Consider the following 13,127-nt stretch of genomic DNA (forward strand, 5'->3'; position numbering starts at 1 on the left):
CAGTCATTTAGTCAGCACAAAAAAGAATTATTTTATTTTTTCTTCTCTTCCTTATAAACCTCAATTACAGTATCTGGACAAATGCTAGCACAGAATCCACAGGCAATACATTTATCCTGCTCTTCAACCATAGCAGGATGATAACCTTTAGCATTGATCTTATCTGACATCTTGACGATATTTTTTGGACATACGGTAGTACAAAGTTCGCATCCTTTACACCTATCCACATCAAATACAACTTTATTAGGCACGTAAAATCCCTCCTTCTAGAATTACCCCCCATTTTAGAAAATTCGGGGTTAAAGATAGAATCCCTCTATTTTTAACCCCAATATTCATAACAATTTTTACTAACAACCTGCTCTAGAAGGATTATATTCTCTGGCCCTTTCTTCTCCTCTTAAAACCCGTAATGCTCCTAAAGCCAGTGCTTCTAACTCATTTTCACCAGCACAGATTTTAACAGGAGCAATAAAGGAAACCCGTTCAGAAATCATCTTAGTTAAACGTTCAGAATGTGCCATACCTCCCGTTAAGATAATGGCATCTACCTGGCCTTTAAGCACAGTTGCTGCAGAGCCAATCTCTTTAGCAATCTGATAGGCCATTGCACGGAAGATCAAGTAAGCATCCTCATCACCGGTTTCTATCCACTCTTCAACTTTTCTAAGATCGGTAGTATTGAGATATGCTACTAGACCTCCCTCACCAACTATCTTTTTTAAGATCTCCTCTTGAGTATATTTACCTGAAAAGCACATTTTAACAAGATCCCCAACGGGTACCCCACCGGAACGGTTAGGAGAAAATGGACCTTCTCCGTCCAGAGCATTGTTTACATCAATTACTCGCCCTTTTGAGTGAGCACCGACAGAAACTCCTCCACCCATATGGGCTATAACAAAATTACACTCTTCATATTCTTTCCCCAGCTCTTTAGCAACTTTACGACCCATAGCTTTCTGGTTCAGAGCATGAAAAATACTTTTTCGCTTAATTTCAGGTATTCCTGAATATCTGGCAACAGGCTCCATCTCATCAACAATTACAGGATCAACAATAAAGGCCTTACCGCCAGCTTCTTTAGCAATTTCATAAGCTATAAGACCGCCCAGATTACTAGCATGTTGGCCCTGTACCCCAACTTTTAAATCTTCAAGCATTTTTTCATTCACTGTATAAGTTCCGCCAGGGATGGGCCATAAAAGCCCACCCCGGCCAGAAACTGCATCCAGCTCAGAAATCTTAATCCCGTGTTCTTTAAGGGCATTTAATATCACTTTTTTCCTTAACGGAAGTTGATCTGTTATTTTCTCATAAGGAGCCAGTTCTTCTCTACTATGGGTAATATTAGTTTTAAATATCTCATTTTCATCTTCATAGACTGCGATTTTTGTAGAAGTAGAGCCGGGATTAACAACTAAAATTTTAAAACTGGACATTTAAATCCCTCCATCATTGGATCAATACAGTTTAAGCTGAATGCAAAAACTCATTACCGTACGATATAGTTACTGCGAACACGACCCATCTTTTCAATTCTTTCTTCAGCCATAATATCTGCAGCTTTATAAGTTGGGATATTATCCCGTTTGGAAATTTCTATAACTTTGAGAATCCGATCATAAATTTTTGCTACATCTCTTAAAACATTGTCACGATTGTAACCTAATAATTCATGGTAAACATTAATCAGACCACCAGCATTAATTACATAGTCAGGAGCATAAAGAATACCCTTTTCATGAATGATGTCACCATGACGCTCTTCTTTCAATACGTTATTTGCAGCACCGGCAATAATACGACACTTGAATTGTGGAATGGTTTCATCATTTACAACAGCACCCAGAGCACATGGAGCAAAGATATCACATTCTACACCATAAATTTCATCAGGAGCAACAGCGGTTGCACCAAATTCTTTAACCACTTTATCTATTCTTTCCTGATCAATATCAGTAACGATCAGTTTTCCGCCCTCTTCATGAATATGCTTGCAGAGATAGTAACCAACATGACCTAAACCCTGAACTGCTACAACTTTACCTTCCAGGCTATCAGAGCCGTAAACTTCTTTACAGCAAGCCTTCATACCTTTATATACACCAAAAGCAGTCATAGGAGATGGGTCACCAGAAGTACCGGAAAGACCGGTTACGTAGTCAGTTTCCATAGCTACATAATCCATATCTTCTACACTGGTACCAACATCTTCTGCAGTAATATAACGACCATTTAAGCTTTGAACGTAGCGACCAAAAGCTCTCCAGAGTTCTTCACTTTTATCTTTTTTCGGATCACCCATGATAACGGTCTTACCGCCGCCCAGATTTAAACCAGCTGCAGCTGCTTTGTAAGTCATACCCCGTGCCAGGCGCAGTGCATCTAAAATAGCGTCATCTTCATTTTCATATACCCACATACGGGTACCACCAAGAGCAGGACCTAATGTAGTATCATGAATACAGATGATTGCTTTTAAACCGGAAGTTTTGTCATAACAAAATACCAGTTGTTCATAATCATATTTTTCCATGTACTCAAATTTTTTCATTATTAATTCCTCCTTTTCTATAAATTATTGATTTTTGTATTCCATCATCAATTTACCCAGGGCCATAGAATAGTATTTGGTCATATAGTTATCGGCCCGGGATGTTACAACAACAGGAACCTTAGCACCAACAACTAACATAGCAGCTCGCATTTTAGAAAAATAAGATAATGCTTTATACATGACGTTACCAGTTTCAATATTTGGAACCAAAAGCACATCTGCTTTACCGGCTACTGGGCTTTTAATCCCTTTATGCTTAGCTGCTTCTTCACTGATGGCATTATCAAATGCCAATGGTCCATCTATAATACAGCCTTTAATCTGCCCGCGATCAGCCATCTTAGAAAGAATTGCAGCATGAATAGTTGGTTCCATATCTGGATTGACCAATTCTAATGCTGCTAAAGGTACAACTTTAGGCATTTCCACACCAATAGAATGCATAACTTCTACAGCATTTTCGATAATTTGCTTTTTCTGATTCAAATCAGGATACATATTCATTCCGCCATCTGTCATAATAATTAGACGGTCCAGATCTTCTAAATCCATCAATGCTATATGACTTAGCAAGCGGTCCTGACGCAAACCATATTCTTTGGTCAAAAGAGCACGTAAAATGGTTGCAGTACCAACTAGACCTTTCATTAAGAAATCAGCTTCACCTTCTGCTACAATCTGCACAGCTTTATGAGAAGCTTTTGTAACATCAGGCTCATCATAAATCTTTATATTGGATAGGTCATAATAAACCTCTTTTGCAAAAACTTCAATCTTTTCTTTATCACCAACGAGAATTGGGGTAATTAAACCATCTTCTTCTGCTTTTTTAACTGCTTTTAATACTTCTGGATCTTCCGCAGCGGCTACAGATAAAACCTTAGGTGCTGTAGATTTTGCCTGTTCTACCATTTCCTCAAATGTTTTAAACATGGTCATTTCACCCCTTCAACAATATATTCTAAAGGTTCTTCTTCTCTTCTCAAAACCCGAAGAGCTCCCTGGCAAAGAGCCAACATTTCCATTGCCCCTGGATAAACTTTCACCGGAGCAATGTATTGTACATATTCGGTAATTCCATCTGTAACCATCTTCGAGTGAGCCAGTCCACCGGTAAGAATAATAGCATCCACTTCACCCTTTAAAACAGTCGCCATTGCTCCAATCTCTTTGGCAATCTGATAAATCATAGCATGATAAACTTCTGCTACTTTTTCATCACCTGCTTTGATTTTTTCTTCGATCTCTTGACAATTGTTTGTCCCAAGATAGGCAGTCAAACCGCCCTGACCCACCATCCTTTTTTTAAGCTCTCTGAAAGTATATTTACCAGAAAACGCCAATCTAACCAGATCACCAACAGGTAATTGACCACAACGTTCTGGGGAAAATGGTCCACTTTCATTGGCATTGTTTACATCCACTATTCGACCTTTTAAAAGAGGTGCAATAGATATACCCCCACCCAGGTGAGCAACAATGAAATTACACTCTGAAAAACTTAAATTTAGATCCCTAGCTGCCTGTCTTGCTGTAGCTTTAATATTCAAAGCATGACTTAAACTTCTCCGTTCAATCTCCGGAATACCTGAAATTCTGGCTTCCGGAATAAATTCGTCAACAGCAACCGGATCAACAGTAAATGCAGGAATATTTAACTTACTGGCGAGATCAAAAGCGATTAATCCTGCCAGATTGGACGCATGTTCCCCCTGAACTCCCTCTTTAAGATCATTTACCATCTGCTGATTGATCCGGTAAGTTCCACCTGAAAGTGGTCTAAGTAAACCACCACGGGCAACAATTGCATCTAATTCTTCTAAAGAAAAGCCTTTTTCTTTAACCGTTTTAATAACCATTTCTTTACGAAAATCCAGTTGGTCAATAATTCGCTCATATTTAGAAAGCTCTTCAGTTGAATGGGAAATATTTTCTTCAAAAAGTAACTTTTCATTATGATAAATGGCGATCTTGGTCGAAGTTGAACCAGGATTGATCACCAAAATCTGATATTCCATCTTTAATTAGACCCCTCTTTCTATAGATAGCCTCACTTTATTTTAAAATTCTTTTAACCCTACCAACACTCTTAATTCTCTCTTCTACCATTAAATCAGCAGCTTTATAAGTCGGGATATTTCTTTCCTTAGAAATTTCCGCAATCTTTAAGATCATGTTATAAATCTGGCTTGCATGCTTAAAGGCACGATCTTTATTATAACCTCCAGGCTGTAATTCATCTGCTACCTGAATCAGACCTCCAGCGTTAATCACATAATCAGGAGCATAAAAGATTCCTTTTTCATGTAAGATATCACCATGGCGTGGTTCAGCTAATTGGTTGTTAGCAGCTCCACCGATAATTTTACACTTAAGTTTATCAATAGTCTCATCATTTATGATTGCACCTAATGCATTTGGTGAGAGAATATCACATTCAACAAACAAAATTTCGTCTGGAGAAACAACTTCAACCTCTGGATATTTTTCCTTAACCATTTTAACATTATTCTCATTTACATCACTGATAATCACTTTTGCACCTTCATCGATTAAATGACCGACCAACTTGCTACCCACTTTACCTACACCCTGAACAGCAACAGTCAGGCCCTTAAGAGAATCAGTTCCAAAAACAACCTTGGCACATGCTTTAAGTCCTTTCCAGGTACCAAAAGCAGTAATAATGGAAGAGTCACCACTTCCACCATACTCTTCAGGTAATGCACCAACATAACGGGTCTCTTTTGCTGCCAGAACAAAATCATCATAAGTTGTACCTACATCTGTACCGGTACTATATCTTCCACCCAGTGACTCTACAAAACGACCCAATGCTCTAAAAAGAGCCTCACTTTTGTCTTTCATTGGGTCTCCCCAGATAACTGTCTTACCACCACCAAAATCTACGCCAGCAGCACCAGATTTATATGTCATTCCTTTAGAAAGACGGAGCGCATCCAGTATTGCCTCATCTTCAGATTCGTAGTTCCACATTCTACATCCACCCAAAGCTGGACCCAATGTAGTATCATGGATTGCAATAATTGCTTTAAGACCAGAGGACTTTTCCTGAAGTAATATCAACTGCTCATGTCCTTCCTTCTCCATCATTTCAAAAATTTTCACTTGACCATACCTCCTTTATGTATCTTTAATAAAGCAACTACCTTCACTTTCATTCTTATGCAATTTACGTGCCAATTAAAAAATTCCGCCAAAAAATATCCCCTTTTTCGAGGACGATTAAAGATATTTAACTTTTCTTATATCTCTACCAAGGAAAAAAAACTCTAAAAAGAACCATATTAGTATGTAATTCTTTTCATATCTGCAATTTTTTGCAGGCAAGAGTTTTCACTTAAAGTTTTTTACTTATTGTATTCCATATTTTTCTAGTTTGTAGTACAGACTCCGGATTGCAATACCCAAAAGTTTTGCAGCTTCGGTTTTGTTTCCTCCAGTATGGTCAAGAGCTTCTAAAATCACTTCCTTCTCTACCTCGTCTAAAATCTCTTTTAATGATTTATTCTGAATATCATACTCGCTAACCTGATAACCTGCTTTTGTTTCTTTCTTTTCAGGTCTAGTCATTGAAGACAGCATACCTAAAGGAGGGAGATGTTCTTCAGTAATTATATCTGAATCAAAACCTACATTAATAATTGCACGTCCAATGATATTTTCCAATTCACGAACATTACCAGGCCAATCATAATCCATCAGAATATCCAGTGCTCCTTTAGAAATATTTTTTATAGAGCGACCGTATTCCTGGTTAAATTTCCGGATCAAATGATAGGTGAGTTTAGGAATATCTTCTTTTCTTTTTCTAAGCGGTGGAATAAAGATGGGAACTACATTTAAACGGTAATATAAATCTTCTCTAAAGGTACCTTCCTGTATCATTCGCTCTAAGTTTGCGTTAGTAGCAACAATAACCCGCACATCCACACTGATTGCCTTTGTTCCTCCAACCCGAATAACCTCTTTTTCCTGTAATACCCGGAGAAGTTTGGCTTGAAGTTCAAGATTTATTTTACCAATTTCATCCAGAAAGATGGTCCCTCCATCAGCTTCTTCAAACAATCCTTTTTTTCCACCTTTTCTGGCTCCAGTAAAAGCACCCTCTTCATAACCAAAAAGTTCACTCTCCAAAAGGCTATCAGCAATTGCCGAACAGTTTACCCGGATGAATTGACCATCTTTTCTAGGACTAGAATTATGGATAGCATGGGCAAAAAGTTCTTTACCAGTACCGCTTTCACCCCGTAATAAAACAGTAGCTGGAGTCTTGGAAGCTCTCCGGGCCTGTTGAATTGCTGCTAACATGAGTTTACTTTCGGCAATAATATCCTCAAAGGTATATTTAGCATTTAAATGGCGGATCATCCGTCTGGCCTGATTTAACTCCTCAGTCAGCTTTTTGATTTCGGAAATATCATGGATGACCCCTACACTTCCTTTTAACTTTCCATCAACTATAATCGGCGCTACATTAACAATAACTTCTTTTTTTTTGGGACCAACTTTTAATCTAACACCCGAGACAGGTTTTTTGGTCTTTAAGACCTTCATATGCATACTTTCACCTTCAGCAATATCTACAGTAGCAGGTTTACCGATTACATCTTCTTCAGTCAGGCCAGTTAAACGGGTATAAGCGGGATTGATTAAAATTCCCATACCTTTTTCATCCACTACAGAGATAGCATCCTGAGTAGACTCAATAATCGCCTCTAGCATAACCCGCATCTCTTTCAAATTGGTTAACTCTTCTGCTAAAGATTTGACCTCTGTAATATCCCTAAAAACAGCAACAGCCCCTATTATATTACCCTCATGATCTCTAACTGGAACACGATTAGTAATGATTGTGGTATTTCCAATAGCCTGGGTCTGGTTTAATTCTTCCTTTCCTGTCTTTAAGACCAGGTGAAGACGGCTATTTGGAATTACTTCCTCTACATATCTTCCTACACACTCCACAGCTTTAAGATTCATAATCTTTTCAGCAGCCTGATTAAAAAGTGTAATAATTCCATCACTGTTTATAGCAATCATTCCATCATGAGTTGAATTAATGATGACATCTTTCTCTCGATTGACCCTCTTTAAACGGCGAAGCAAATCTTCTTCATCCTCGATCAAACTATTCAACAACTCCACAGCAGATGCCGATAATATAGAACAATCTTCAATAATATCTTTTCCTAAAATCTCCCCTAGCTTTTCTCTAGATAAATTTAAAGTATCAATAACCAGATCAGGTTTGTCCATCTTTCCATCAGATAAATCCTGTATAATTGGAATTGCTAGATTATGTAAATCGGGATCGGATATGAAGTCAGAATCCAAAGATAAAACTCCTAAAATTTTTACCTGATTCAGTTGGCTAATTCTTTTAATAATAGATTTACCTGCTTCTTTTAAGCCCACTATCAGGATCTTTAACATTAACTTCTTCCCCCCTAAAACTTTTTTCCAGTAAAAATCATTACCTTCTTTATTACAATTTAATATACTGCAAAAAGCTAATTTTGAGCGACATAGAAATTTTTCGCCAAATCATCTTAGCGAGATTTCCGACGAAATAAGGCCTCATCACAGGAGGTGATGAGCTAATCAATGGCCAGATTAGGAAGCCTTATTTCGGCGGAAATCAAGCTTTAGATGATTCGAAAAATTTATCAAGAAGCGAAAAATTAGCTTTTTGCAGTTTAACCATTATATTCGTCAACACTACCCTAAAACCCTTTGCTCCCATTTTGAGAAATAGTAAAGACTTGCGAATTAAGAAAGTACGTGGTAAGATATAAGGGTGTATTAATGTGTTTATAAAAGGAGAAGTGATAAGCTATGTTATTAACCAAATTAATATTTTTTACTGTAGGAATGTTTGCAATTGTCAAAGGAGCTGACTGGTTTACCGATTCTGCAGTATGGATTGCCAAAAAGACAGGAATTCCTAAAGTAATAATCGGAGCCACCATTGTAAGCCTGGCAACTACTCTTCCAGAATTTGCTGTATCTGTTTACGCTTCCTTTAGCGGCCACCCAGAGATGTCCCTGGGTAATGCAGTTGGATCTAACATTTTTAATATTGGTATGATCCTGGGGTTGACTTTGATTATTCACAGTTATCCTACTACTCCAAAAATAATTTCCAAAAAAGCCCTGTTTATGTTAACTGCTGGTATCCTGGCCTTGTTAACTTCTTTAGATGGTGAAATTAATCAATTTGACGGTTTTTTACTTTTGACTGTTCTCATCGGATATATCTTATTTTTAATTCTACATTCGAAAAAAAACATAGTCTTTGTTGAAAAAACCGAAGTTAAAGGCACTTTTAAGAAAAATCTTATTAAATTTATAGCTGGTTCTGTCCTGGTTATTATCGGTTCTAGAATCGTAGTCAATTCAGGAGTGTGGCTGGCTAAATACTTTGGTGTACCTGAGATTTTCATTGCTCTTACTCTGGTTGCATTGGGTACATCCTTACCAGAACTCGTTACATCTTTAACAGCAACTCTTAAAGGTTATCAGGAATTGTCCATAGGAAATATCATTGGTGCAAACCTGTTAAATATAGGTTGGGTAACTTCCGTCTCTGCTATGGTCAATCCCATTTCAATTTCTACGAAAAATTTAATTTTAGATTTTCCTTTTATGCTAGCCTTCATGGGACTACTTTTACTCTTCGGATTAACTAAAGATCATCTTAGCCGCTTAGAGGGAATGATCTTTCTTACTTTATATGCCACCTATATTACAATCCTTTTCGGTACTCTTTAACTCTTTAAACACCCATAAATCATTGGGGGTATATATGGGCAAAAACGCTTGCCATACATACCCCCATAGGTTTTCTTTTATCAAACAAAATTTTTCTATCTCATTCTCTTCAACCAATCTGGACGATTATAAAGGTGAATAAACCGCACAGGCTCATCAAAAGCATTTGGATCCAGTTCATCTTTTAAGCTCTCTTCCACTGCTAAATATTTAATAGGCACCTTCAACTTTGAAGAAACTTCCTTAATAATGGGATAACCTTTCATAATATCTTCTACTGTGGTCTCATTGCAAAGGTTAATATTTGCTATCAGATGGGTAACTTTCAGTCTAGAAGATTTCATCACTTTATTTATAATTTTTTCAATTCCCATTACATCTCTGGTAAAAGGCCTATTAGTATTTACTACAAAGTTCATATCATATTGATCTTCTTTAAAATAGCTGTTAAACCTTCCCAAAGCTACCGCTCCAACATCATCTCCACCCACATCAAAAACAACCTGGTATTGTTGATTTTGTAATACCCGCAAAATATGAGGAGAAAGAGCAGGTAAATCAGCGGTAGCCAGAACACCAGCAGGAAAGATCACTTCAACTCCTTTTTCCCTCAATGGTCCTGCTGCTTCCCGGGAACGAAAATATGGATTAACAATATCTAAATCAACAAGAGCAACCTTCTCATGTTCTTTTTTTAAATCCACTGCAAAATTCATACTAACTTCCGTTTTTCCACTTCCATATGCACCTGTAAAGATCTGAATCCGTTTATCTGACATTTTTTCACCTCCGTTTGGTTTGCATTGTAGAAAATTCGCGATAAATAGAGAAAAATCCTTTTGAATGAATTTTAAGTTTCTAAAAAAGATTTTACATATTTTAAATCTATTTCTCTGATGAATACAAGCAATCAACATGTCTTTTCCAGTTAAGCATTCAGTAATAGTAGGAAGTAAATCCTCTTTCTTTAATAATAATAAAATCTTTTATTGGAGCTTGGTATGCATCATATGTACCATCATTCCAATGAAAATGTATGTATTGTATATGGAATTTTAAACTCTTTATCCATTCTCTTACTACTAATGATGAATTAGAAAGAACATGTTCTAATACCTTAACTTTAGGTGAATTAATTTTTTCACAAGCATTCGTTAAAAAATAGAAAAATTCATCATTTCGAGTGTTCTATCAAACCATTTTCTCTTATTCCTTACACTTTCACTCCATCATCCTATAATTAAAACTAAAAAAATCATGGATAAATGCAGTTTAAAAAGTCTGCACACTACCCATGATTTTTTGGATAAATTTTTATCTTTCGGCCGGGTTTTTTATCAGCAAAACGATATCATTATTCATGTACAACTACTACTTTAACCGTTTTGATTAATATATTTACGAATAATCATACCATGTGATTTAAACATACCAAATTTTTTATAAAAATTTTGCATTTCAATATCACAAGTTAAATCTATACATGTTATGTGCTTAAGCAGCTCTAACATCATCTCCATAAGTCTGCTACCAATTCCCATGTGCTGATACTCCGGTAATACTTCAAGCATCGGAATAAATGCAAAGTAAACCCCATCACTTAATGCATTTATAAAACCTACAACTTTTGATTTTCCTGTTTCATATGCTAACACAACATAACTGCTATTTCTAAGTATTTGATAATGTTGTTCCGTTGTAAGAGGTTTTTTCCATCCAACAAAAAAGCCTTTTAGTTCATCAGGAGACAAACCCTCTATTGTCGTTCTGTATTCAATCACACTAACATCTCTCCTTTACTGCATAATATTGATAATCCAATAATCATTAAATATAACAATATGCTGCCTATCAAAATTTTCTTTTTCATAATTATTAATACTCCTTTAAACTGTTTGCCATCTAACGTTTACATATTTGCGAAATCATCGAACCGCTAATGTTTGCACCTGGTAAGGCGATGTGATGCGTTTGAACTGCTCCAAAAACTTGCTCCGCACACCCTCGCGTAAACACTTTGTTATGCGCCATGCCCAAAAAATACTCTAGTTTAAATTTAAAGTATTAATATATAAATATGTAAGCTAATCTTTATAATTAGGATTTACACCTTCCCAATATATCATTTGGTTATCTCTTTTTATCTCAATCAAACCTACTTTTTATAATATCTTTAATATCTTTATTGAACCAATGTTATTAATTAAACATTCTGCCTTTATCTTTTTGATATTTTCTTGAGAAAATGCCCACTTAACCGACGTTGACGGTCCCGATAGGGTCGGCGTGATTTTTGCCTATCCAAAACAAAACTCTTAATTGCAATAGGCATAACAAAGACAATATCCCGAAGGGTAGCGACAGCGTCACGGAAATATCTTGTTATATGAAGTATCAAAGTTCAATTTATTAAATGCTTAATTTGATAATATTCTTGTAAACTAATTAGAATATGACTGACTCTCAAGATTACATCAGCTATAAATAAAAAAGGAGAATGTAAAATTACTAATACTGGATTTATTGCCATTAAAATTAGAATCCTAAATAAAGGGAAAAATAAAAAGTGTATATTCTCATTTATGAACAAAATATCGAATCCAGCCAGCATAATACATGTCTTTACCTCCATCCTGCCTATAATGGGAATATTTCATATAACGTATTTCATGTTTCGTAAAAACCACTCTAAGGCAGAGTATTTACGAACTTGTTTCGTGAACACTCCTCTACAAATTAACCTACATTTGCTAATCCTGATTATCATCTTGTTGCATTAACTTAATGTGCCTCACTTCTTTTTCACCAATATAAGTGCGTGTCTGCCAATTTAAACAAGAAAGTTATCTTCATTTTCTAACACTTTGAAATACCATGGCTGACAATTCATAGCAGGGTGAGCTAATGGCAAGCCAAATTGGTTAACGAGGCGATTTGGGCACAGTGAAGCGAAGCCGGGTATCCACTGTTATACAAAGTTCCTGCTGACATCATGTTAATAACCCCAAATCAATCTGTCTAAAAACTTTTTGAAACCACTTTTATGATTTCTATAAGTCTTTCCGCCATAATACAAATCCATTAATCCCTTAGGTTTATATTCACCAGAAATCAATTTCTTAATATGTTCTACTCTATTTTTGTTTGCATCAGGATTTGTTTGAATACCGAATGTCTCTGGCGCAATTATCATGGCAATTATTGATATATATTCATCTTCATTTAACTCAGAAACAGATTTATTATAATATTGTTTGGCCGCTTCATAAAGCCCATAAACGGGTTTCCCATTAACTTTTCCCAGATAGATTAGATTAATAAAGAGTTTAAGTTGTTCATTTTTAGGAACTAACGGATCCAAAGCGTATCTAGCAATAAGAGTTTGTTTTATTTTACTGATTCCGGGTTTAAATTGCCTGAAATATAGTTTTTTTACTAACCCTTGTGTTATTGTTGTTATTCCTGCACCTGGAGTTCTTAAATCCACTCCATTATGGTTATAAAAATTTGGATCCTCTACCATTAATAGAATTTTGATTTGCTCTTTAGATAAATCACTTAAATCTAATTTAATATTTTCTGAATTTAAAGCATTTCGTACTATTTCTGGAGTTTGTTTTCTGGCCTCAATAATAATCATTCCATAATAAAGGATAATGCCAATTACTAACATTACTATGATAGTAATAACTACCCTTAGTAGAGATATCCGGTTTTTTTTCTTTATATTCTTTTCCACGTTTCATCCTCCTTAAGTTTATTTAAGTGA

General features: G+C 36.0%; 11 protein-coding genes. 1 reads left to right on the forward strand and 10 read right to left on the reverse strand.

The window, feature by feature from the left end:
• Positions 1 to 32: 32 nt before the first annotated feature.
• The 7 genes from BBF96_RS08715 to BBF96_RS08745 all read right to left on the reverse strand — a co-directional run bounded on the left by BBF96_RS08715 (position 33) and on the right by BBF96_RS08745 (position 8,020).
• Positions 33 to 254 (reverse strand): 4Fe-4S dicluster domain-containing protein, encoded by a 222-nt coding sequence (locus BBF96_RS08715; protein WP_127016784.1) that lies wholly within the window; start codon positions 252 to 254, stop codon positions 33 to 35.
• 99 nt (positions 255 to 353) lie between these two features.
• Entirely contained in the window at positions 354 to 1,445 is a 1,092-nt protein-coding gene (gene buk, locus BBF96_RS08720; RefSeq protein ID WP_127016785.1) for a butyrate kinase, read from the reverse strand.
• A 53-nt stretch (positions 1,446 to 1,498) separates the two neighbouring features.
• A complete protein-coding gene (locus BBF96_RS08725) occupies positions 1,499 to 2,560 on the reverse strand; it encodes a Leu/Phe/Val dehydrogenase (RefSeq protein WP_127016786.1) in 1,062 nt (353 codons plus the stop codon).
• 24 nt (positions 2,561 to 2,584) lie between these two features.
• Positions 2,585 to 3,496, reverse strand: coding sequence for a phosphate butyryltransferase (locus BBF96_RS08730; protein WP_127016787.1), 912 nt, complete (start codon positions 3,494 to 3,496; stop codon positions 2,585 to 2,587).
• A 2-nt stretch (positions 3,497 to 3,498) separates the two neighbouring features.
• Positions 3,499 to 4,581, reverse strand: a complete 1,083-nt coding sequence (gene buk / locus BBF96_RS08735; protein ID WP_127016788.1) for a butyrate kinase — start codon at positions 4,579 to 4,581, stop codon at positions 3,499 to 3,501.
• 37 nt (positions 4,582 to 4,618) lie between these two features.
• Positions 4,619 to 5,692, reverse strand: a complete 1,074-nt coding sequence (locus tag BBF96_RS08740) for a Glu/Leu/Phe/Val family dehydrogenase (RefSeq protein WP_127016789.1) — start codon at positions 5,690 to 5,692, stop codon at positions 4,619 to 4,621.
• Positions 5,693 to 5,938: 246 nt separating this feature from the next.
• Entirely contained in the window at positions 5,939 to 8,020 is a 2,082-nt protein-coding gene (locus BBF96_RS08745; protein WP_127016790.1) for a sigma-54 interaction domain-containing protein, read from the reverse strand.
• A 402-nt stretch (positions 8,021 to 8,422) separates the two neighbouring features.
• Between BBF96_RS08745 and BBF96_RS08750 the strand changes: the two genes are divergently transcribed.
• Positions 8,423 to 9,358, forward strand: a complete 936-nt coding sequence (locus BBF96_RS08750; protein ID WP_127016791.1) for a calcium/sodium antiporter — start codon at positions 8,423 to 8,425, stop codon at positions 9,356 to 9,358.
• A gap of 95 nt (positions 9,359 to 9,453) precedes the next feature.
• Here the strand turns inward: BBF96_RS08750 and BBF96_RS08755 are convergent, their stop codons facing one another.
• The 3 genes from BBF96_RS08755 to BBF96_RS08765 form a co-directional block, all read right to left on the reverse strand.
• Positions 9,454 to 10,137, reverse strand: coding sequence for a nucleotide-binding protein (locus tag BBF96_RS08755; protein WP_127016792.1), 684 nt, complete (start codon positions 10,135 to 10,137; stop codon positions 9,454 to 9,456).
• Between the two features lie 597 nt (positions 10,138 to 10,734).
• Positions 10,735 to 11,139, reverse strand: coding sequence for a GNAT family N-acetyltransferase (locus tag BBF96_RS08760; protein ID WP_127016793.1), 405 nt, complete (start codon positions 11,137 to 11,139; stop codon positions 10,735 to 10,737).
• Positions 11,140 to 12,353: 1,214 nt separating this feature from the next.
• Positions 12,354 to 13,097 (reverse strand): biosynthetic peptidoglycan transglycosylase, encoded by a 744-nt coding sequence (locus tag BBF96_RS08765; protein WP_127016794.1) that lies wholly within the window; start codon positions 13,095 to 13,097, stop codon positions 12,354 to 12,356.
• Between the last annotated feature and the right edge of the window lie 30 nt (positions 13,098 to 13,127).

The organism is Anoxybacter fermentans (assembly GCF_003991135.1).
In the GTDB taxonomy this organism is placed as follows: Bacteria; Bacillota; Halanaerobiia; order DY22613; family DY22613; genus Anoxybacter; species Anoxybacter fermentans.